This is a genomic window from Bifidobacterium colobi (assembly GCF_018555455.1).
Classification (GTDB): domain Bacteria; phylum Actinomycetota; class Actinomycetes; order Actinomycetales; family Bifidobacteriaceae; genus Bifidobacterium; species Bifidobacterium colobi.
The window spans coordinates 278,289-299,972 of the sequence record NZ_JAFEJU010000004.1 but is presented as its reverse complement, the minus strand read 5'-3'; the positions used below and the strand labels follow the sequence as shown (position 1 = coordinate 299,972).

Annotated in this window: 15 protein-coding genes and 5 tRNA genes; 7 read left to right on the top strand and 13 right to left on the bottom strand. The window is 57.9% G+C overall.

All coding sequences use genetic code 11. The annotated features are described in order from the left end of the window. Positions 1–98: 98 nt before the first annotated feature. The 4 genes from thrS to JS530_RS07590 form a co-directional block, all read right to left on the bottom strand. The gene (gene thrS / locus JS530_RS07605; RefSeq protein WP_214376577.1) at positions 99–2,132 is read right to left on the bottom strand and encodes a threonine--tRNA ligase; all 2,034 of its coding nucleotides are present in this window, start codon (positions 2,130–2,132) and stop codon (positions 99–101) included. A gap of 125 nt (positions 2,133–2,257) precedes the next feature. Then, positions 2,258–3,025 carry an MIP/aquaporin family protein gene (locus JS530_RS07600; RefSeq protein ID WP_214376576.1) on the bottom strand — a complete coding sequence of 256 codons (768 nt, stop codon included), beginning with the start codon at positions 3,023–3,025 and terminating at the stop codon, positions 2,258–2,260. A 52-nt stretch (positions 3,026–3,077) separates the two neighbouring features. Next, positions 3,078–5,312 (bottom strand): glycoside hydrolase family 3 C-terminal domain-containing protein, encoded by a 2,235-nt coding sequence (locus JS530_RS07595; protein ID WP_214376575.1) that lies wholly within the window; start codon positions 5,310–5,312, stop codon positions 3,078–3,080. Between the two features lie 88 nt (positions 5,313–5,400). Next, positions 5,401–6,723 carry an MFS transporter gene (locus JS530_RS07590; protein ID WP_214376574.1) on the bottom strand — a complete coding sequence of 441 codons (1,323 nt, stop codon included), beginning with the start codon at positions 6,721–6,723 and terminating at the stop codon, positions 5,401–5,403. A gap of 212 nt (positions 6,724–6,935) precedes the next feature. On the opposite strand from JS530_RS07590, the gene JS530_RS07585 reads away from it, so the two are divergent. After that, positions 6,936–7,538: a TetR/AcrR family transcriptional regulator gene (locus JS530_RS07585; protein ID WP_214376573.1), complete on the top strand. Its 603-nt coding sequence runs from the start codon at positions 6,936–6,938 to the stop codon at positions 7,536–7,538. Positions 7,539–7,588: 50 nt separating this feature from the next. Here JS530_RS07585 and JS530_RS07580 read toward each other — a convergent pair. From JS530_RS07580 to JS530_RS07560, 5 genes are all read right to left on the bottom strand, one after another. Continuing rightward, positions 7,589–7,664: transfer RNA gene (locus tag JS530_RS07580), tRNA-Gly, on the bottom strand. Positions 7,665–7,695: 31 nt separating this feature from the next. Beyond that, positions 7,696–7,768 (bottom strand) — tRNA-Val (locus JS530_RS07575). A gap of 44 nt (positions 7,769–7,812) precedes the next feature. Then, a tRNA-Val gene (locus JS530_RS07570) sits at positions 7,813–7,884 on the bottom strand. 42 nt (positions 7,885–7,926) lie between these two features. Further along, positions 7,927–7,997: transfer RNA gene (locus JS530_RS07565), tRNA-Cys, on the bottom strand. Between the two features lie 28 nt (positions 7,998–8,025). Continuing rightward, positions 8,026–8,098, bottom strand: a tRNA-Gly gene (locus JS530_RS07560). A gap of 241 nt (positions 8,099–8,339) precedes the next feature. Here JS530_RS07560 and JS530_RS07555 point away from each other — a divergent pair. Next, positions 8,340–9,173, top strand: a complete 834-nt coding sequence (locus JS530_RS07555) for a PAC2 family protein (protein ID WP_214376572.1) — start codon at positions 8,340–8,342, stop codon at positions 9,171–9,173. Positions 9,174–9,312: 139 nt separating this feature from the next. Here JS530_RS07555 and uppP read toward each other — a convergent pair whose 3' ends face one another. After that, positions 9,313–10,197, bottom strand: a complete 885-nt coding sequence (uppP, locus tag JS530_RS07550; RefSeq protein ID WP_214376571.1) for an undecaprenyl-diphosphatase UppP — start codon at positions 10,195–10,197, stop codon at positions 9,313–9,315. A gap of 157 nt (positions 10,198–10,354) precedes the next feature. On the opposite strand from uppP, the gene JS530_RS07545 reads away from it, so the two are divergent. Continuing rightward, positions 10,355–11,146: a fructosamine kinase family protein gene (locus tag JS530_RS07545; protein WP_214376570.1), complete on the top strand. Its 792-nt coding sequence runs from the start codon at positions 10,355–10,357 to the stop codon at positions 11,144–11,146. A gap of 133 nt (positions 11,147–11,279) precedes the next feature. On the opposite strand, the gene dnaJ is transcribed toward JS530_RS07545, so the two are convergent. Together dnaJ and hrcA are read right to left on the bottom strand one after the other, a co-directional pair. Then, positions 11,280–12,425: a molecular chaperone DnaJ gene (dnaJ, locus tag JS530_RS07540; RefSeq protein ID WP_214376569.1), complete on the bottom strand. Its 1,146-nt coding sequence runs from the start codon at positions 12,423–12,425 to the stop codon at positions 11,280–11,282. 94 nt (positions 12,426–12,519) lie between these two features. Then, a complete protein-coding gene (gene hrcA, locus JS530_RS07535) occupies positions 12,520–13,614 on the bottom strand; it encodes a heat-inducible transcriptional repressor HrcA (RefSeq protein WP_214376568.1) in 1,095 nt (364 codons plus the stop codon). A gap of 473 nt (positions 13,615–14,087) precedes the next feature. On the opposite strand from hrcA, the gene tkt reads away from it, so the two are divergent. After that, complete coding sequence (gene tkt, locus JS530_RS07530) at positions 14,088–16,190, top strand: transketolase (protein ID WP_214376567.1); 2,103 nt, start codon at positions 14,088–14,090, stop codon at positions 16,188–16,190. Positions 16,191–16,271: 81 nt separating this feature from the next. Beyond that, positions 16,272–17,375 (top strand): transaldolase, encoded by a 1,104-nt coding sequence (gene tal / locus JS530_RS07525; RefSeq protein WP_094729408.1) that lies wholly within the window; start codon positions 16,272–16,274, stop codon positions 17,373–17,375. 135 nt (positions 17,376–17,510) lie between these two features. Here tal and JS530_RS07520 read toward each other — a convergent pair whose 3' ends face one another. Further along, the gene (locus JS530_RS07520; RefSeq protein ID WP_214376566.1) at positions 17,511–18,674 is read right to left on the bottom strand and encodes a pyridoxal phosphate-dependent aminotransferase; all 1,164 of its coding nucleotides are present in this window, start codon (positions 18,672–18,674) and stop codon (positions 17,511–17,513) included. A gap of 295 nt (positions 18,675–18,969) precedes the next feature. Between JS530_RS07520 and brnQ the strand changes: the two genes are divergently transcribed. Both brnQ and JS530_RS07510 read left to right on the top strand, forming a co-directional pair. Continuing rightward, the gene (gene brnQ / locus JS530_RS07515; RefSeq protein WP_214376565.1) at positions 18,970–20,325 is read left to right on the top strand and encodes a branched-chain amino acid transport system II carrier protein; all 1,356 of its coding nucleotides are present in this window, start codon (positions 18,970–18,972) and stop codon (positions 20,323–20,325) included. A gap of 226 nt (positions 20,326–20,551) precedes the next feature. After that, entirely contained in the window at positions 20,552–21,661 is a 1,110-nt protein-coding gene (locus JS530_RS07510) for a 5-methyltetrahydropteroyltriglutamate--homocysteine S-methyltransferase (RefSeq protein WP_214376564.1), read from the top strand. Positions 21,662–21,684: the final 23 nt, after the last annotated feature.

Below are 21,684 nucleotides of genomic sequence, written 5' to 3'. Positions count from 1 at the left end.
CTAGCGATTAAACGAATGATGTCAAACGGAATGATTGTAGGCCGGTAATCAGACATAGCCGATTACCGGCCTTATGCAGTGACTGCAATTTGGGCAGATCAGTCTTCGACGGCTGCCTTGAAGTCGTCGGCGGAGTTGACCTGCACGCGCTTCTTGATCACGGTGAAGATCTGCTCGCGAGCCTGATCGACCGGCACGCCATTGAGCTGGCTACCGTCACGGAAGCGGAAGCTCACGGCGTTGTTGTTCATGTCTTCCTCACCAACGATGAGGATGAACGGCACCTTGGACTTGGATGCGTTGCGAATCTTCTTGCCGAAGCGGTCGTCGGAGTAGTCGATCTCGCAGCGGACCATGTCCTCTTCCAGCGACTTGACGAACTCGGCAAGATGAGGGGCGAACTCGTCGGCGACCGGAACGCCAAGCACCTGCACCGGAGCCAGCCACGCCGGGAATGCGCCCGCGTAGTGCTCGAGCAGCACGGCGAAGAAACGCTCGATGGAGCCGAACAGTGCGCGGTGAATCATCACCGGACGCTGGTGGGTGCCATCCTTGGCGATGTACTCCAGCTTGAAGCGCTCAGGCAGGTTGAAGTCAAGCTGAATGGTCGAGACCTGCCAGGTGCGGCCGATGGCGTCACGGGCCTGCACGGAGATCTTCGGGCCGTAGAAGGCGGCGCCACCCGGATCGGCCACGAGGTCGAGGTGGGATGCCTCGGCGACCTCACGCAGGGTGTTGGTGGCCTCCTCCCAGATTTCATCGGAGCCGACGTACTTATCCGGATCCTTGGTGGAGAGCTCCAGGTAGAAGTCGGACAGGCCGAAGTCGCGCAGCACCTTGAGCACGAAGGTCAAGAGGTTGGTCAGCTCGTCCTTCATCTGCTCGCGGGTGCAGTAGATGTGGGAATCATCCTGAGTCAAGCCGCGCACGCGGGTCAGGCCATGCACCTCACCGGACTTCTCGTAACGGTACACGGTACCGAACTCGAACAGTCGCAGCGGCAGCTCACGGTAAGAGCGCTGGCGGGACTTGAAGATCAGGTTGTGCATCGGGCAGTTCATCGGCTTCAGGTAGTAGTCGGCGCCCGGCTTGGTCACATTGCCTTCCGCGTCATATTCCTCATCGAGGTGCATCGGCGGGTACATGCCGTCCTTGTACCAGTGCAGGTGGCCGGAGGTCTCGTACAGGCCGCCCTTGGTGATGTGCGGGGTCTGCACGAAGCTGTAGTGGTACTTGCGGTGCATCTCGCGGGAGTAATCTTCCATCGCGTTGATCACGGCGGCACCCTTCGGGTGGAACACGGCCAGACCCGGGCCGATCTCATCCGGGAAGGAGAACAGATCCATCTCGGCACCGAGCTTGCGGTGATCGCGCTTGGCGGCCTCTTCCAGACGGGTCTGGTAGGCCTTCAGGTCTTCCTTGGTAGCCCATGCGGTGCCGTAGATGCGCTGCATGGTCGGGTTCTTCTCGGAGCCACGCCAGTAGGCGGCTGCGGAACGTTCGATCTTGAACGCCTTGATGTAGCGGGTGTTCGGCAGGTGCGGGCCGCGGCACAGATCCTTCCAGACCACATTGCCGTCACGGTCCACGTTGTCGTAGAAGCTCAGTTCCTTCTCGGAAATCTCGGTGGCTGCGGCCGGGTCCAGATGAGCTTCCTTATCCTTGATGAGCTCGATCTTGAACGGCTGGTCGGCCTCTTCGTTCAGCGCCTCTTCTTCGGTCACGGAGCGGCGGCGGAAGGACTGGGAGGACTTGATGATGCGCTGCATGCGTTTTTCGATGTCCTTGAGATCTTCCGGGGTGAAGGGCTTGTCGACCTGGAAGTCGTAGTAGAAGCCATCCTTGATGACCGGGCCGACGCCGAGCTTGGCGTTCGGGTAGATTTCCTGCACGGCCTGGGCCATGACGTGGGTGGCCGAGTGGCGCATGATGGCAAGACCGTCTTCGGAATCGAGTGCGATCGGCATTACGGAGTCGCCGTCGTTCAGCGGAGTGTAGAGGTCACGGTTTTCGCCGTTGATCTTCACTGCGATGATGTTCTTGTCTTCCGCGAACAGCTCTACGCCAGTGGTGGTTGGTTCCACCTCCTTCGCTTCGCCGTTGACCGTTATGGAGATGGAGCTTGACGCCATGATATGTCCTTTGCTATCGGGGTCCGCGGTACTAATGTGCAGGCCTGGACTGTTAATCAACAGTGGACACGATAGGAACGGCTCACGACATTCGCCATGAGCCGTGTACCCATGTGCCTGGCGGTTCAGGGCATCAGCCCGAAAGCCAGGGGAATGCACACGCCCAAAGCGGAGCCGATTAACGGACCGACGAACGGCACCCAAGCATAGCCCCAATCGGCATCGCCTTTCCCGGCAATAGGGAGCAACTGATATGCGAGTCTCGGGCAGAAATCTCGCGCTGGGTTCAGTGCCGCCCCAGATATGCCTCCCAGAGCCATGGTCAGCACCGTGACAACCATCGCTATGGCGAGCGGCCCGACTTGTGTGGGCGTGCCGCCGTTGACTGTTATCCAGATGACCAGTATCGCCGTTCCGATCGATTCGGTAACGACGTTCCAGAGCGGTGACGCCACCGCTGGTTTGGTGCAGAACACGGTCAACGTGACATCAGGATTCGCCGGCTCGGCGAAGTGCCTGCGCATCGCCATGAATCCCACACAGGCTCCGACGAAGGCGCCAAGAAACTGCGCGGTCAAGTAAATGGCCACATTCCCCATCGTCACTGCGATGCCGCCATCGTGGACCGATATGCCGTTCAATGTCACGGAGGAATCGGACCAATGTTGGATTACGCGCGCCAAGGTGACGGCCGGGTTCAGATGGGCTCCGGTAGGCCAAGCCACATACACGCCAACGAACACGGCCAATCCCCAGCCGAGTGATACATTAATCCAGTCATTTCGGTATGCGCCGGTCTTGGGCAACGAGCGGCTGCCGCACACCATGACGCCGATGGCGATCATCATCACGGTTCCGAGGAATTCGGAACCGAACATCTCACCAACGCCCATTCAACTCAACTCCTTGCAACCTCGATATCGGAAACCATCATTGCCCCTGCGCTCAGTCGGCCGATGCCTGCGAGACGTTCGCATACTCAGCCAACACCCGTTCGCGCAGCCGACGACCCTGCGGCCCCATGAACGAAGTGATGCTATTGAGCGGGGCCGCTCTGAAGAAGATCCTGTTGACCTCATCCTGCGGGAACACGGTCACACCTGCAGCCTCGAATCGGGAGACCTGACGCATGAATACATCACGCCCGATGGGATCTTCCATCCATTCGCCCATGTTCGACATATCGCTCAACGGCATTGATTTGCCGTCGCCTTCGATGGAGATCGACGTCGATGCTACGACATCCCGCGAAGAAAAGCCCAGTTCGATCCGGTATGCTCCCGCTTCCGCATGCCAATCCGCATGGCGTTCGGACCAGTAGGAAAAATCACGTTCGCCTAGCTCGAAACGAACGGTCGTGCTCTCCCCCGGATCCAATTCGACCTTGGCGAACGCTTTAAGCTCATGAACGGGTCTTGCAGCCGCGGACTCGTGCCGTGGCGCTATATACAGCTGTATCGTCTGCGATCCCCCACGCTTGCCGGTATTGGTCACTGAAGCGCGAACCGTCGCTGAGGTTCTCCCAGTGACGTCGACCTGCATGTCCTCGACGGCGAATGTGGTGTAGCTGAGCCCGTATCCGAACGGATAGGCCACCGGCACATGCTGGGTATCATAATGCCGATAACCCACGAATACGCCTTCACCATAATCAACATTGCCTTCGCTGCCTGGAAAGTTCATCATCGAAGGGTCGTTTTCGAGACTCATCGGAATGGTCTGGGCCAAACGTCCCGTGGCATCGACGTCTCCATACAGCACATCGGCTGTCGCTTCGCCACCTGCCTGACCGAGAAGCCAGGACTCCAACAATCCACTGGTCTCGTCTTGCCAATCGGCGACGGATACGACCGAGCCATTGGACAACACGACCACGATATTCGGATTCACCTTGCGTACCGCATGCAATACGTCAATCTGCTTGGAAGGCAGATCAAGTGTGGTGCGATCGTACCCCTCGGATTCCGCGAACTCAGGCAGGCCCAGGAACAACAGGACTTTGTCGGCCCCACGGGCGGCGTCCACCGCTTCCCGCGTCATCGATGGCAACTGAGGGCTGTCATCGAGCGTGAACCCGGAAGCAAAAACAGCATTGATGTCACGGCCATGCAGAGCGTCAAGGAATGATGTCAACCGGGTCGGCGTGATATGCGACGAGCCACCACCTTGGTAGCGTGGCGTACGCGCGAATTCGCCGATGACCGCGATATGGTCGTCCGCGGACAATGGCAGAATCCCGTTCTCGTTTTTCAACAACACAATGGATTCCTGAGCCGCGCATCGTGCGAGCCGATTATGCGCGGCGGCATCATAGACGAATCCTTCACGCTCCATCGCCGGACGAACTTTATCAAGCAAAGACAGCACGCCGTTCGCCATATTGTCGAGCTGCGTCTCATTCAGCAGTCCATCGCGTACGGCGATCGCCACATCCTCATCGGTGTCGGATGGCGGCATTTCCAAGTTTAGACCGGCCTTGATCGAGGCAACACGGTTGTGCACCGCTCCCCAATCACTCATCACCAGACCCCGATACCCCCATTCGTTACGCAACACGTCGGTGAGCAGCCACGTATTCTCCGACGAGTACATATCGTTGATACGGTTGTAAGAGCACATGATCGTCCAGGGATCGGCATGTTTGACGACGTATTCGAATGCGGAAAGGTAAATTTCCCGGAGCGCCCGTTCGCTGACACGCACCGAGACGCGCATACGGTCGGTTTCCTGATTATTAGCGGCGAAGTGCTTCAATGAGGTGCCTACGCCCTGTGATTGCACGCCTTCGACGAGCGCTGCGGCCTGATGAGCTGCCAGACATGGGTCTTCGGACCAGTATTCGAAACAGCGGCCTCCGAGGGGGTTGCGTTTGATGTTGATTCCCGGACCCAGAATGACGGCGACCTTCTCCTGCACGCACTCCTCACCCATAGCGACGCCGACCCGGCGTGCCAATTCGGGGTTCCATGCGTTGGCCAGACCGGCAGCCGGCGGGAAGCAGGTGGCAGGCACGGTGTCGTAGTATTGGCCGCCGTCGCGCATCTTGCGTAGGCCGTGCGGCCCATCGGTGATCATATATCCGGGAATGTCTTTGTCCGGAATCCCCTGAAGATGCCAGGCGTCCGCACCTGAAGTGAGTGCGGCTTTGTCCTCGAGCGTGAGGTCGTGGATGTTGGTCATAATCGTTCTCCTAACGGAAACCTGTGAAATTGAAATTGAATAATGTGTCGATAGTGCGGAGCCCGAGAGTCGGCAAGTGCCGCCGGCGCTACTTGGCCTTGCGAATAAGTCCGATGAACACGCACGAACACGCAAGGACGATCGCGCCGATGAGGAAGGCCAGACGATAACTACCGAAAGCGATGACGATGATCGACGTGGCGACCGGTCCGATCATTTGCCCAACGGTGTTGGACAGATTCAGAATGCCGAGATCCTTGCCGGCTTCCTCCTTGTTCGGTAGCACGTCGACGTTCAATGCCTGGTCGCATGCGTTGTAGACGCCGACGCCGAACCCGTGGAATGCGGCCCACACATACATGCCCCATACGCTGGGAATCATCGCGGGGATCAGGAATCCGAACGCAATGATCAACGCACATGCGATCACAAGAGGCTTGCGACGGTGCAGGAAGTCGGAGAGCGGACCGGCGATCGCCGATGCGACCAGCGATGCGACCATGATGATTATTGCGGCCACCGAAAGAGAGGCGCTGGCCCGGGCGGTATCCAATCCGATGTACTCGCGGAATATATACAGCTGATAGTTGACGATCATGTAGATCGAGATCGTGATTAGCAGCCTGCCGAACAAGGCAAGGTAAAAATCACGACAATTCTTGGTCGGCGGCGTGAACGCCCTGATCACCGAGACGACACCCTGCCCCCGTTGAGCTGCCGGCAGACTCGCGGCAGACGGCTCCTTCGGCCAGACGATTACGGTAAGCAAGCCGCAAATCGCCAGACAGACGCTGGCCAGCAGGATGCCGAACGCCACATTGGTGAGCAGCGCGGCGCTGAGAATTTGGCCAATGGATTGTCCGATGGTGACACCAAGGCCGTAGATGGCGGACATACTGGCACGGTTGTTTTCCGGTATGCGATCGGACAGCACTGCGAAGAACGGCGCCAACAGCATATTGAGGAACAGCTGGGCCCCGCACCAACAGAGAATAATCAGCAGAGCGCCGTTCACTACGGAAGTCAGCCACAGGAACAGGCCGGCCAAGACGGCGCCCACTACGATGAAGGGAGTGCGTCTGCCAAAGCGGGAACGGGAGCGGTCAGATAAAGTGCCCCACAGAAGGTTGGCGAACAACGCCACGAATGCACCGATCGAGTTGAGCTGCGCAACCAATGCAGTGGGATCCGCCACCCCATCGTCAAGGAAACGCTGTGGTAACAGAATGCCGATAACGGCCGCGAATGGTGCATACCAGAGTATCCCGCACAACAGGAAGCCTATAAGGAAACGGATGCGCTGCAGCATTGTCATGCCCGGTTCCGGCATCGCCTCGCTTGTCTCCTGAATGTTGTGCGCTCTGGCATGTGCCACATCTCTTGGTTCTTGCGGCTCGGTTGCTTTCGTCATGATGATGCGCCCTCCTTTGCGACGCGAAACACGGCCCATCGGTTTTACCGTACGGTAAAAACTTACCGTTAGGTAAAAGATATACCGAACGGTAAAAAAATGCAATATCGGCGTGTTTACCAGAAGGTCAAAAATGTATGATGGGAAACAGTGCCGAGCAGGCAGAAGCACTACAGAATTCGATACAGCACAATCGGGAGTACGACTTGACCATGACCAAACGCAACGAGAAAATCGACTCCATACTCAATGCGGCAACAGAGCTCATCGGCGCATACGGGTATTACGGCACTTCGCTTGAGCGCATAGGCGAAGCCACCGGCATGAGCAAACAAAATCTGCTGTACTACATCAAAAACAAACAGACACTGATGAGCATGCTCATCGAACAGCGTTATGACCGCCCACAGGAGCTTCTGGATTATCAGGATCGATTGAACGCCATGAGCCAAGAGGAACGGCGAGCACATCCTCCCCTACTCCCCGACTACTTCCGACTCAATGCCGCGATCAACGAGTCACGGCCCAATTATGTGCGCATGTTTGCGATGTTGTCTGTGGAAAGCCTGAACCCAGCCCATCCCGCGCACGATTACTTCAGTCGCAGAGAAGCCACAACCACCGCCGGCGACGCTGGCGTCGAATGGCTGCTGCCAGACGGCGTGGATCTTATCTCAACCATTCACGCATGCCATTGCGCCATGGACGGCGTGCAGTTACGCTGGCTGAGGGAACCGAACTCCAGCTTACGTGAGATGTGGAGCGAATGCGAAAAGACGCTGTTCCCTTCGCCATTGTGGGACGGATACAAGTGATGCAACAAGTGCGGTAACGAAAAAGCCTCACCGCTGTGGTGAGGCTTTACTGGAGCGGACAACGGGACTCGAACCCGCGGTCTCAACCTTGGCAAGGTTGCGCTTTACCAACTAAGCTATGTCCGCAAAGAATCCTGCCGTGAGAAGCAAGATTCAGTGGGCGATGTAGGAATCGAACCTACGACCCCTTCGGTGTGAACGAAGTGCGCTAGCCGCTGCGCCAATCGCCCGAAATCATTCGGTATTCAATTATCACGATGAATTACTTCATCCGTGGGCGATACAAGATTCGAACTTGTGACCCCTTCCGTGTCAGGGAAGTGCGCTACCACTGCGCCAACCGCCCGGGCCTGCTGTGTTGGCACCAAATCATCTTTGCTGCCGTCCGAGGTGGGTACGAGAGTCGAACTCGTCTATACGGCTTTGCAGGCCGCTGCCTAACCGCTTGGCTAACCCACCGTAAGGTCTGTCAACTCATCGGACCTAGAGCGGACAACGGGACTCGAACCCGCGGTCTCAACCTTGGCAAGGTTGCGCTTTACCAACTAAGCTATGTCCGCGATGCTCTCCGCAAGTTGCCTTGCCGAAGCACGAGTGATTACTATACTCACAAGCATGTAGTTCGTCCAGCCGCGGCGTGTCGCCTGTATTTCCCTACGTTATACCGCCATATTGCACAAGTGAGTCCACTCGGCACTGGGGCTTCTCATATATACGCGGCCTACTGCCTACACACAGGCATCTGCTCGCTGATGGCTAAAGCGCATCAAATGGTCGGCTCGCGCACGTTACTCTAGAAGCATGAGTGAAGAAGCGCGTATGCCTCAGGCGGTGCTGGTCGCCGCTTTCGAAGGGTGGAATGATGCCTGTCAGGCCGCCACCAACGTTGTTCGCTACCTTGTTGGACGGTATGAGTCCCGCGAAATCAGGCATATCAGCTGCGATGGCTACTACGACTATCAGGTGGCTCGCCCGATGATCTGCCATGCGGCGGGTTACGCCAATCTGATTTGGCCGCAAACCACCTTCTACCAAATCGTTTTGGATGACACGCATCAGCTGTTCGCACAAATAGCACCTGAACCCAATTACCGCTGGCGCAGCTATTGCAGTGAAAGTCTCGCCATCGCCGAAGAGCTCGACGTGCACCAGATCGTGACCTTGGGCTCCATGTTCTCCGACTGTCCGCACACCCGACCGTTACCGCTTTCGGTGAGTGACGGCACCTGCCAATGCGAGGGCGACAAGGAATACAACGGGCCGGTCGGCATCCCCACGGTGCTCGACGTGGCCGCCGCCGATCAGGGGTTCGCCCACGCGTCCATGTGGGTATCCATTCCGCAGTATCTTGGCAGTGACGAATGTGCGGCCGGCACCATGCGCCTACTTGAAGCACTGGGCAAACGCATCGGCTTCGATTTTGATATGGGCGATCTGCCGGCGAAGTCCGACCATTGGAAGGCGCAGGCTTCGGTGCTGGTCAGGTGCAATGATCAGCTTGCCGACTACGTCAATCACCTTGAACATGATTATGACCTCAAGCAGCAGGCGGCGGCACAGGCTTCGTTGGGCGCGCCGCAGGCTGAACAGCTGGTCAAGGAAGCCGAGGACTTCCTCCGCAATATGGACCAGTGATTGCCTCGCAACCGTGATTGTCCCGTAATGCAGTGCGCACTTACAGCACCTACAGTAATGGGCTTGCTTCTTTAGTAGAAGCAAGCCCATTACCGTTTCTATGCGATAGTCGCTTTCCCTGCCGGCATCCGCAGTCAGCTTATGCAGCTGCCGCAACCGAGGGGTCGATCGCCGGCAGTACGCCGAGCAGCAGCAGAATGGCCACTACAACGGCCAGTCCGATGCGATAGATGGCGAACGCCTTGTAGGAGAAGGTCGACACGAACTTCAGGAATCCGATGATCACAATATAGCCCAGGATAAAGCAAACAATCATCGCGATGATGGTCGGCCCCCAGCCGGGGAACAACGCATCCGCCTTATAGTTCTTCACCGCCTTGACGGCTTCGAGCAAACCGGAACCGAGCACTGCGGGAATGGCCATGAGGAAGCTCAAACGGACCGCGGCCTCACGCTCGTAACCCAGCGCACGTCCCACGGTAATAGTGCCGCCGGAACGGGAGACGCCAGGAATCAACGCCAGCGACTGGCCGAGGCCAAACAGGAAAGCATCGCGGTAGGTCATGTCCGCCATGGTCTTGGACTGGCGGGCGCGAGCATCCACCACCCACAGCAGAATGCCGAACAGGAACAGTACAGTCACCGTGATCCACAGATTACGCAGCGCGGTTTCCACAATATCCTGCAACGTGAAGCCGATGATGACGATCGGGATGGAGCCAATGATCACATTCCATCCCATCGTGGCGTAATAGTCGCCGCGTCCCATGCGCGACTTGATATCCTTGCCGTTCTTGCCGAACAGGCAGGAGAACCAATGGGAAAGAATATTGATGATGTCGTGGCGGAAGTACAACACCACGGCAAGTTCGGTGCCGATTTGGATGATGGCGGTGAATGCGGCACCAGGATCGGAGCCGAGCATCAGATCGCCGAAAATACGGATATGCGCACTGGACGATACCGGAAGATATTCGGTCAGCGCTTGGATGATGCCGAGAACAATGGCTTGGAAGAAATTCATAGCCCCTCTTGTATTTGTTTCTCGTAGTTGTTTCTCGTAATTATGACGCAGAACACACTACCCAATGGGGTGTAGAACAGCGCTAAGAAAAGAGACAATACCGGTCTACAATACGGGAAGGAACATCAGGACAAGGTGAGGGAAGGAAGAGATCACAATGACGACATATCGTAAAAGCCGCGCTTTCGCACCACAGGGATTCTTTGAATGCGAAGGCCGCGGACTCGAATGGCTCGGCGCAGCCCAAGAGCAGGGCGGCCCACGCGTGGTGGACGTGTACGGTTGGGGCAAGGATTACCTGGACATCGAACGAGTAAACAGCTCCTCCCCCACTGCCAAAGCCGCTTACGATTTCGGTGCGGCGCTCGCACACATGCATGATGCCGGCGCCGAATACTTCGGTTCCGCACCCGACGGCTACACCGGAACCTGCTACTTCGGACCGTTGCAGGATCCGGTGAAGATGGATACCGGAACCTGGAGTGACCCCATCAGCTACTTCGCCGATGGTCGTTTGCGCCCGATGGTGGAACTTGGCGTCAAGCGCGGTGAATTGGATAAGCGCGACGTTGACCTGACCGAAAAGGTGATTGAAGCGCTGCCTGATTTGATGGGTCGTGCGGCCAATGACAAGCCCGCCCGCGTGCACGGTGACCTGTGGAGCGGCAATGTGATGTGGACCGCGGACCGTGGCCACAGCGAAGCCGTGCTGATCGATCCTGCCGCGCACGGCGGCCACCGTGAGGAGGATCTTGCCATGCTGCATCTGTTCGGCATGAGTTATCTGACACAGATCATGGAAGGCTACCAGTCGGTGCATCCGTTGAAGGCCGGATGGCAGGAGCGCCTGACGCTGTGGCAGCTCTACCCCATCGCCGGCCATTGCGTGTTCTTCGGCGGCGGATACGTGAGCGAATACCGCTCGATGTGCCGTTCGCTGCTTGGCTGATTATTTCCGGTTGCTTTCAGCCCTGAGCCATTATTGACTGACAATAACGAAGGTGCGGATGTCTTGATGAAGTAAGACATCCGCACCTTCGTTATAAGATGAGGGTTGCTTTTCAACGCCTCGAAGCTATGGCTCAGCTCAAGGCATCCTTGAGCTTCGAGAAGAATCCGCTCTTCTTCTGGCTGGACTGGGGGCGAGACGCCTGAGCCACATGAGTGGCATTGGCATCATGCGAATCGGCGAACTGTTCGATAAGGCTGCGTTCGCTATCGTTCAGCTTGGTGGGGATCAGCACATTGACATGCGCGATCAAATCGCCGCGCTGGCTGTTGTCGCGAATATTGGTAACGCCAAGTCCCTTCAGCGTCACCGTATCTTCCGGCTGGCATCCAGCGGGGATGGAGATCGTCTGCTTGCCATCGAAGGTATCAATATCAAGGTCATGGCCGAGCACAGCCCAGCTCATCGGCACCTGAATCCAGCAATGCAGATTGTCGCCGTCACGAGTGAACTGCTTGTCGCTGCGGATGCGGATATCAATATAAAGGTCACCCGCAGCGCCGCCGCCTTCACCCACTTCGCCTTGGTTAGCGAGACGCAGACGTGCGTTGTCGTTGATACCCGCCGGGACGCTCACGCCCACACTGCGAGTGGTGCGCACGCGGCCTGCACCCATGCAGCTCGGGCATGGGTTCTGGATAATGGTGCCGTGCCCTTCGCAACGTTCGCACGGAGCTGAGGTCATCATCTGGCCCAGCATGGTACGCACCACCTTCTGCACGAAGCCTTGACCGTGGCAGTCCGGGCAGGTGACCGGCTGCGCGCCGCCCTGTGCACCGGAGCCGCCGCAATCCTGGCAGAGCGCGAATGTGTTGATCTTCACATGTGCGGTACCGCCGAATACGGCAGTCTTCAAGTCGATGGATGCCGAAGCCAAGGAATCGCGGCCAGGCTGAGTGCGTGGCACAGGACCCTGCGCGCCGCCACCGAATGCGGAGCCGAAGAACGTGGAGAAAACATCGCCCATATCGCCGAATCCGCTGGAGAAGCCGCCCGTACCGGCGTTCGGATCATTGGGATCCACGCCGGAATCGTACATACGGCGCTTATCCGGGTTCGACAGCACTTCGTATGCATTGTTGACTTCCTTGAACTTGTCTTCGAATTCAGGACCGGCGATGTCGGGATGATATTTACGACTGAGCTTGCGGTAGGCCTTCTTGATGTCGGCGTCGCTGGCGTTGCGGTCAACGCCCAGGGTCTCGTAATAATCTGCCACTGGATAATCCTTTGTGCTCGTGTAATCTGCCGGATATTGTGCCACAGCCCTCGGTCAGCCGGTATCGGTTTCGAAAGAGCCAAGGCAGGAAGTGTTATTGTTCAGGGCCGCTTTCTGAAATAAAGGCGCTCAGATATCTGGCCACCGCCTTGACCGCAGCCATGGTTGCCGCATAATCCATATGCGTGGGGCCAATGGAACCTACGAAAGCGATGGGTTCATTATCGTTGGTATCAATTGACGCAGCGCTGCCATCCGCATCCCCTTCTTCGGTACGGGTATTGCGTCCGTAACCGCTGCTGACCACCGAGGCGTGCAGCAAGCCTGGCGTATGGCTTTCCGAACCGATGGATACGCCGACGCCGGAGGCGGTGGATTCCTCGCTGAGATTGCTCATCAGCTTCATCAGCACCACCTGTTCCTCCAATGCGTCGAACAGTGGCGCCAAATCGGCCAGAGAGCTCGAATGTGCCAGATGCGACGCACCGGACATGTACAATTCATTGGCTCGCTCGTCGAGCGCCATCGATCCGAAAGCATCAGCCAGCGACTGCGCAACATCGCGGACTTCTTCGAACCCGGCGCTTTCCGCAATGGCGCGAACCTTCTCCCCCGCTTTGGCAAGTGAGAGTCCGACGCACTGTTCGTTGACGGTTGATGACAGTCGATTGATTGCCTCGATTGCTGGCATGGTGCCCACGGCAAGACCATGCTGGGCCACGCGTCCGGTGTCGGTAATGACTACGGCAAGCAACGTATTCATGGCCACCGGCACCATCTCAACATGGCGAAGCGTGGCCTTGGCCAACGAAGGCGAAGCCACTACAGCCACTTGCCCGGTGATTTCGGAGAGCAGTCGAGCCGCTCGTTGCAAGGCGTCCTTAAGACTGACCGAGCCGGAGAGGAAGCTGTTGATGCCTCGACGTTGCGCCTCGCTTAAAGGAACAACAGTGGCCAGCCGATCGACAAAGTATCGGTACCCTTTTTCGGTGGGTACTCGACCGGCCGACGTATGCGGCTGAATCAAATAGCCTTCATCCTCAAGTGCCGCCATATCATTGCGAATCGTGGCGGAGCTGACGCCAAGATCATGCGCCTTGGTCAATGATGTGGAGCCGACTGGTTCCTGCGAGCGGATGTAGTCCTCAACCACGGCGCGCAGCACCAACATGCGTCTCGATTGCGTCATGCGCGCCTCCTTATATACCTGCCATAATCATGCGCTTGTGCACTAGCAATCATCGCGGACCGAAGCGGGATGGATTGGACAATCACGCCCTACGTCCTCGATGATCAGTCCTCGATGATCATTGTTCATGCGAAATATGCTTTGCGTTCGGTCGGCGTACCTCGCTGCGACACGCTGAACAGGCATAATCCATGGTGTTCGGCGTGTCTCGGTGTGCCGTAAGCATCGCGGATGACGGCAAACGGCGCATTGACTATTGTATTAGCACTCATTGGTTTCGAGTGCTAATCCGTTCGTCGGCAGCGAAGGCGTGTTAATTGTGAACGCTAACAGAACACAACTTACCAAAACACGCCAAATATGCACCACAAACGTCTGCTTACGACGTTAACATGGGAAACGCAATGTGAGGGCGTCAAGCGCCCGGCACAAGCCGGATACGCGGCCCGACCAATTGGAAGGAAAGTAAATCCATGACCGAATTCAAGGAGACCGAGCTCGACGAGCGCGCCATCAAGATGGCAAAGGTCCTTTCGGCTGACGCGGTTGAGAAGGCTGGTTCCGGCCACCCCGGTTCCCCTATCTCCCTGGCGCCTGTCGCCTACACCCTGTACCAGCACTTCATCAAGCATGATCCCAACGATCCCAACTGGGAAGGCCGCGATCGCTTCATCCTTTCCGGCGGTCATGCTTCCCTCACCCAGTACGTCCAGCTGTACTTCTCCGGCTACGGCGTGACCCTGGATGACCTCAAGCACTTCCGCGGCGGCGCTGACACCCGCACCCCGGGCCACCCTGAGTACGGCCTGACCCCGGGCATCGAAATGACCACCGGCCCGCTGGGCCAGGGCTTCGCTTCCGCCATCGGCTTCGCCTACGGCGAGCGTTTCCAGCGTGGCCTGCTCGATCCGGAGACCCCGAAGGAGGAGTCCCCGTTCTACCACAAGATTTGGGCCATCTGCGGTGAAGGCGATATCGAGGAAGGCATCTCCGGTGAGGCTGCCTCCCTGGCCGCCAACCAGAAGCTCGGCAACCTGACCGTGTTCTTCGACGCCAACCGCATCCAGATCGAAGGCGACACCAACCTGGTGCTGGCCGAGGATGTGCTCAAGCGCTTCCAGGCCTACGGCTGGTACACCGACGAGTTCAGCTTCATCCAGCCTGACGGCTCCTACAAGGAGGACATCGAAGGCCTGGCCGACGTGATCGCCAAGGCCGAGGCCGCCGCCCCGGACCAGCCGAAGCTCATCAAGGTTCACTCCCTGATCGCATGGCCGACCCCGGGCAAGACCAACGACCCGTCTTCCCACGGCTCCAAGCTTGGCGCCGAGGCCGTTGCCGGCCTGAAGAAGATTCTGGGCTACGATCCGGAAGAGTCCTTCCACGTCGACGAGGAGGCCCTGGCTCACGCCCGCAAGGTCGCCGAGCGCGGTCTCGAAGCCCACAAGGCTTGGGACGAGAAGTTCGACGCTTGGCGCAAGGCCAACCCGGACAAGGCTGCCCTGTACGACCGCATCAAGGCCGGCGAACTGCCGGAAGGCTTCGACAAGGCCATCGATGACCTTGAGGCCACCTTCGAAGTCGGCAAGGGTGTCGCCACCCGTGGCGCCTCCGGCTCCGTGCTGAATGCCATCGCCGCTGTTATGCCGGAACTCTGGGGCGGCTCCGCCGACCTCGGTGGCTCCAACAAGACCGACCTCAAGGGCGCTGCCACCTTCGCCCCGGCCGAGTGCGCCACCAAGCAGTGGCCGAACTGCAACGAGTTCGGTCGCCAGCTGCACTTCGGCGTGCGTGAGTTCACCATGGGCTGCATCACCAACGGCATCCTGCTGGGCTCCCACACCCGTCCGTTCGGCGGCACCTTCTTCATGTTCTCCGACTACGAGCGTTCCGCCGTTCGTCTGGCCGCCCTCATGGAGATCCCGAACCTCTACGTCTGGACCCACGACTCCGTGGCCGTCGGCGAAGATGGTCCGACCCACCAGCCGGTTGAGCACCTCGCTTCCTTCCGCGCCATCCCGCAGCTCGAAGTCATCCGTCCTGCCGATGCCTTCGAGACCGCCGAAGCCTACCGTTACTTCTTCGAGAAGAAGAACACGCTGCCGGGCGCCATGGTGCTGACCCGTCAGGGTGTGCCGGTTCTGGCTGAGACCGCTGCCAAGGCCAAGGAAGGCGTTAAGAAGGGCGCTTACGTGCTCGTCGACACCGAGGGCACCCCGGACGTCATCATCATGGCCTCCGGTTCCGAAGTCCAGTGGGCTGTCGCCGCCGCCAAGACCCTGGCTGAGAAGGGCACCAAGGCTCGCGTGGTCTCCTTCCCGTCCATGGAATGGTTCGAGGAGCAGGACGCCGAGTACAAGGAGGCCGTGCTTCCGGCTTCCGTCAAGGCTCGCGTCTCCGTCGAGGCCGGCGTGGCCATGCCGTGGTACAAGTACCTCGGCTCCTACGGCAAGCCTGTCTCCATCGAGCAGTTCGGCCTGCAGGGTGACGGCGCTCAGAACATGATCGACCTCGGCATCACCGCCGAGCACGTGGTCGAGGCTGCTGAGGCTTCCATCGCCGAGGCTAACGCCTGATTCTCAAGCTCACGAAGCTTGAACCAATAATATTTCGGCTCCCCTCTTCAGGGAGGGGAGCCAATAACAAGGAGAAAAAATATGACTGAAGCAACTCAGCGTACGTCCGACAACGGCGTTTCCATCTGGCTGGACGATCTGTCCCGCTCCCGCATCGAGTCCGGCTCCCTGCAGGACCTCATCGCCAACAAGAACGTGGTCGGCGTCACCACCAACCCGTCCATCTTCCAGAAGGCCCTGAGCCAGGTCGGTCCGTACGATGCTCAGCTCAAGGAGCTCGGCAAGGTTGACGTTGAGACCGCTGTTCGCGAGCTCACCACCACCGACGTGCGCAACGCCACCGACATCTTCCGTGAGATCGCCGAGAAGACCGACTTCGTCGACGGCCGCGTCTCCATCGAGGTCGACCCGCGTCTTGCCCACGAGACCGAAGCCACCGAGAAGCAGGCTGTCGAGCTCTGGGAGAAGGTCAACCGTCCGAACGCCATGATCAAGATCCCGGCAACCCTCGAAGGCCTGCCGGCCATCACCGCCACCCTGGCCAAGGGCATCTCCGTGAACGTCACCCTGATCTTCTCTCTCGAGCGTTACGAGCAGGTCATCGACGCTTACATCGAGGGCATCGCTCAGGCTGCTGCTAACGGCCACGACCTGAAGCACATCGGCTCCGTCGCTTCCTTCTTCGTCTCCCGCGTGGACACCGCTGTGGACAAGCTGCTGGAAGCCAACGGCTCCGACGAAGCCAAGGCTCTGGAGGGCAAGGCTGCTGTGGCCAACGCTCGCCTGGCTTACGAGCTGTTCGAGAAGAAGTTCGCCGAGGATCCGCGTTGGGCCGAGCTGGCTGCCAAGGGCGCCAAGGTTCAGCGTCCGCTGTGGGCTTCCACCGGTACCAAGAACCCGGCTTACTCCGACTGCAAGTACGTTGACGAGCTGGTTGCTCCGCACATCGTCAACACCATGCCGGAGAAGACCCTGAACGCTCTGGCCGACCACGGCAACGGCGCTCCGTCCATCGAGGGCACCTACGAAGAGTCCCACGCCATCATCAACAAGCTGGCTGAGCTCGGCATCAACCTCAAGGACGTCACCGACAAGCTGGAGGCCGACGGTGTCGCCGCCTTCATCAAGTCCTGGGATTCCGTGCTGGCTGACGTTCAGTCCGGCATCGATCGCGTGAACGCCTGAGACATGCTAACTGATTGATGTACATATAGCACATCAACAGTATTTGGGCCCTGATTTTTGCAATATGCATGAATCAGGGCCCAACTGTTTGTATCAGCTCCTATCAACTGATGCGTGCATATGTGACTTATCTGCTTATAACGATTCAAGCCACGTATGCATACGACGCAATCCTTCAGCGGTATCTTCAACTGAGCCAACATACGATAATCGCACGAAGCCTTGGCCTCGTGACCCGAAGCCCGAAGCCGGCGTGACTACAACTCGAGCTTCGTGCAAGAGTCGCACCGCAAAATCATGATCGCTTAATCCTGTGTTTTTCACATTCATCAGCACATAGAAGGCACCATCCGGCATACTGCAACTGACTAACGGCATATGCTGCACTGCGTCAACTACCATATCCCGATTCTTACGATAGGCAGCTTTCATCGTAGTCAGAATGTCCGCGGACCCTTCCAACGCGGCCGCCGCACCCACTTGCAACGCGCCCGGCACACAAGACACCACATTCTCCTGCATGATCATCATCTGATCGATTACAGCCTTAGGGCCGAATGCACAGCCGATACGCCAACCGGTCATCGCAAAGGTCTTCGAAAACGAGTCAACGATAATCGTATGGTCAAGCATCCCCGGCATTGAGGCAATCGAAAGGCAACGAACACGGTCATCATAGACAAACGCCCGATATACTTCGTCGCTGATTACCCACAGATCATGCCGCTTAACGACTTCGGCTATCTTGGCAAGCTCGTCTGGTTCGATAATCGCGCCCGTGGGATTCGATGGCGAATTCAGCAGCAGCGCCTTCGTCTGAGGCGTGATTGCAGCCTCCACCTCAGCCGCGCGCATACGGAACCCGTTGCTGTCATGCAATGGCACAGGCACCACGTGCGCGTGCACCATCTGCACCTGGCCGAAATAGTTCGCGTATCCAGGATCGGGAATAAGAATATCGTCATTCTCATCCAGCGTGGCAATCATCGCCAGATACATGGCTTCCATACCGCCTGCGGTGATGATGATATTGTCTTGTGGCACATAGGCGAGTCCGTCTTGATGATGCCGATATTCGCACCATGCTCGGCGCAACGCCGCGGTTCCGCGATTCGGCGTGTAATGAGTGTCGCCATGAATGGCCGCCGCATAGGATGCGTCGATAATCGGCCGCGGCGTATCGAAGCCCGGCTCCCCTATCGCAAACGAAATCGCATCCGGCACATGAGCCGCAAGTTCGAACATCTCCCTGACGCTGGGATACATGGCGTGCTGTGCGCGGCATGAAATAGCAGGCATCCCCCGACCTCCTCATACTTGCTCGTACCGTTGGCTGCATTGATTACGCAAGTGCAGCACAATGCTCTGCATTGTAAGCATGTCATGTTTCAGCATGACTGGGAAAGTCCAGTAGCGCGCAAATCCGGTAATGACCGAAACGTGGGCATTCCTATGCCATCGTCATGAGTCGCCCTTGCCGCCGATGCCGCCGACTGGTAAGTTCGCGAAATGGTGGCGAAATGGTGGCGTCGGCACAGTAAGACGCATCACCGATCTATGCAGCAACCATGAGACACGCCTACGAGAGGACACCATGCATTCACTGAACAGTCGTCAACGAGTGGTGATGACCTTCACCTTCTTCTCCATGTTCTTTGGTGCAGGAAATCTGATCTTCCCGCCGTTCGTCGGCGCACAGGCTGGCGCGGCTACAGTGCCCGCTGCCATCGGATTCATTGTGTCCGCTGTGGGTCTGCCGATTCTTGGTGTATTGGCAGTCACGTTCGCCGATGGTTTCGATAAACTCGCCGGTCGCGTCTCCCCCAAATTCGCGCTGTTTCTCGGCATTGCCATCATTTTGACCATCGGTCCTTGCTTCGCCATTCCGCGTACTGCCACCACATCGTTTGAAATGATGGTGGCACCATTCACGCCGGATAGTTCCCGATGGGTTGCGCAGCTGGTGTATTCCCTGGTGTTCTTTACACTGGCGTTTCTCTTTGCCCAGCATCCTGAGAAACTCTCCAAAGTGCTCGGCCGCTTCATGGGGCCGCTGCTGCTGGTGCTGATCGCGGTATTGTTCGTGGCCTGTCTCGTGCATGGTATTGATGCTGCCGCCGCACCTTCCGGCAATTACCAGACCAATCAGATGGCCCGTGGATTCCTTGACGGTTATCAGACGATGGATTTGCTCGCCGCACTGTACTTCGGCATCGTCATCTCCGCAAACGTGCGCGCGCTTGAGGTCACTGAGGAGGCACAGGTGCAGCGTGAAACCGCAGTCGCCGGCCTTGGCACCGGTATTCTGCTGATTCTGATCTACGGTGCGCTGAGCTATGTGGGCGCGGTGTCCGGCTCCATTACCGCCATCAATGCGGACAGCGACACCGGAGCCACCGTGCTGACGAATCTCACCAGTGCGGTATTCGGCACTGCAGGCACCGCATTCCTCGGCGTGGTGTTCGTCATTGCATGTCTTAACGTGTGCACTGGGCTCATCTGCACCTGTGCCACGTACTTCCACACCAAGTTCCCCACGGTGGCCGGCAAGTCGGTAAGCTACCGCACTTGGCAGGTGGCGTTCACCGTGTTCAGTTTCATTGTCTCCAATGCTGGGTTGAGTCTGATTATCAAGGTGTCAGTGCCGGTGCTTTCCGCATTGTATCCGATTTCGATTGTGCTGGTGCTGCTGGCTATTACGCATAAGGTGTTTGCGGCGCGGTTCCCCCGTGTGTATTTCTGGATGGTACTGATGGTGGGTATTGTGGCCTTGGCCGGCTGCATCGCCTCACTGGCTATGGTGTTCGGTGGTTCGCTGCCTTGGCTGGAATCGGTGCTGAAGCTGCTGCCGCTTGAACAGCAACAGCTTGGTTGGCTGACGCCCGCCATTGTTGGCGCGGTGATCGGCGTGATTGATTCACTGAGACTGGGCCATAACGCTCAGGTGTAATGGTAGTACGGCGTTGCGGTGACGCTTTGTGAGACATCTGCGCATGGTGCTGCTCCTGCGCTGATAAGGTACCCAACGTATGCGTTTGCCAATGGCGCAAGTCTATTGCACAAGTCTATTGCACAAGGATCGCGTGATAGGCAGACGATGTTGCCATAATCGAATCAACTCTGGGTGCAGCGGCTATTCAAGTTGCTGCACCCAATCATCGTTAAGGAGTGCATCCATGACGTATCAGCATAATGCTCCGTTCCGCGCCGATGTGGTCGGTAGTTTCCTGCGTCCCGCCGAGCTCAAAGCTGCTCGTGCCGACTTTGAAGCCGGACGTATTGACGCAGCAGAACTGAAGGCTGTGGAAGACAAGGCCATTACCGAACTGGTTGCCAAGCAGAAGGCCGCAGGACTCCATGTGATCACCGATGGTGAATTCCGCCGCGCCTACTGGCATCTTGACTTCATGTGGGGACTGCACGGCGTCAAGCGCGGTACCGCCCCGATTCTGTTCAAGGGTTCCGATGGCACTCCTGTGACTGAAGCCGCTGGCGTATACGCTGAACTGAGCGGTGAGCATCACCCGTTCGTGGAGCACTACAAGTTCGTCAAGGCTTTGGAAGATGACAACATCATCGCCAAGCAGACCGTGCCCTCCCCCGCACAGACATTGTTTGTGCTGCAGCAGGGCATCGCCGAGGAAGCCAACAGTCCGTACAAGGATAACGATGCGCTGGCCGAAGCCATCGCCAACGCCTACATCCAGGTGGCTCATGATCTGTACGAGGCTGGTTGCCGTACGCTGCAGTTCGATGATTGTACGTGGGGTGCGTTCGTTGGTGAGGATTTCAAGGATACGGTGTTCGGCGTGGACGCCAAGACTGTGCAGCGCCAGTATGCTGCAGTCAACAATGCGGTGATTGCCGCCGTGCCGGATGACATGGTGGTCACCACGCATATCTGCCGCGGCAACTACCAGTCCCAGTGGTTCTCCGCCGGCGGTTACGGCCAGGTGGCCGACGTGCTGTTCGGTGAAGAGAACGTGGCGGCCTACTACCTTGAGTTCGATGATGATCGTTCCGGTGATTTCGAACCGCTCGCCAAGGTGTCCGGGGATAAGAAGGTGGTGCTTGGACTGATTACTTCCAAGAAGCCGGAACTGGAAGATCCCGAAGTGATTAAGGCTCGTATTGCCGAGGCTGCACAGTATGTGCCGTTGGAGCGTCTGTGCCTGTCCACGCAGTGCGGTTTTGCCTCCACCGAGGAGGGTAATCATCTTACCGAGGAACAGCAGTGGGCAAAGATCGCCCTGGTTCGCTCTATCGCCGAAGAGGTGTGGGACTGATAATTTGATATCGCTTTTCGTGT

Excerpts from the sequence above, each read along its gene's own strand:
- JS530_RS07555 (WP_214376572.1), top strand. The coding sequence starts at position 8,340 with ATGAGTGAAGAAGCGCGTATGCCTCAGGCGGTGCTGGTCGCCGCTTTC.
- JS530_RS07595 (WP_214376575.1), bottom strand. The coding sequence starts at position 5,312 with ATGACCAACATCCACGACCTCACGCTCGAGGACAAAGCCGCACTCACT.
- JS530_RS07590 (WP_214376574.1), bottom strand. The coding sequence starts at position 6,723 with ATGACGAAAGCAACCGAGCCGCAAGAACCAAGAGATGTGGCACATGCC.
- hrcA (WP_214376568.1), bottom strand. The coding sequence starts at position 13,614 with ATGACGCAATCGAGACGCATGTTGGTGCTGCGCGCCGTGGTTGAGGAC.
- tal (WP_094729408.1), top strand. The coding sequence starts at position 16,272 with ATGACTGAAGCAACTCAGCGTACGTCCGACAACGGCGTTTCCATCTGG.
- uppP (WP_214376571.1), bottom strand. The coding sequence starts at position 10,197 with ATGAATTTCTTCCAAGCCATTGTTCTCGGCATCATCCAAGCGCTGACC.
- thrS (WP_214376577.1), bottom strand. The coding sequence starts at position 2,132 with ATGGCGTCAAGCTCCATCTCCATAACGGTCAACGGCGAAGCGAAGGAG.
- tkt (WP_214376567.1), top strand. The coding sequence starts at position 14,088 with ATGACCGAATTCAAGGAGACCGAGCTCGACGAGCGCGCCATCAAGATG.
- JS530_RS07585 (WP_214376573.1), top strand. The coding sequence starts at position 6,936 with ATGACCAAACGCAACGAGAAAATCGACTCCATACTCAATGCGGCAACA.
- brnQ (WP_214376565.1), top strand. The coding sequence starts at position 18,970 with ATGCATTCACTGAACAGTCGTCAACGAGTGGTGATGACCTTCACCTTC.
- JS530_RS07520 (WP_214376566.1), bottom strand. The coding sequence starts at position 18,674 with ATGCCTGCTATTTCATGCCGCGCACAGCACGCCATGTATCCCAGCGTC.
- JS530_RS07545 (WP_214376570.1), top strand. The coding sequence starts at position 10,355 with ATGACGACATATCGTAAAAGCCGCGCTTTCGCACCACAGGGATTCTTT.
- JS530_RS07510 (WP_214376564.1), top strand. The coding sequence starts at position 20,552 with ATGACGTATCAGCATAATGCTCCGTTCCGCGCCGATGTGGTCGGTAGT.
- JS530_RS07600 (WP_214376576.1), bottom strand. The coding sequence starts at position 3,025 with ATGGGCGTTGGTGAGATGTTCGGTTCCGAATTCCTCGGAACCGTGATG.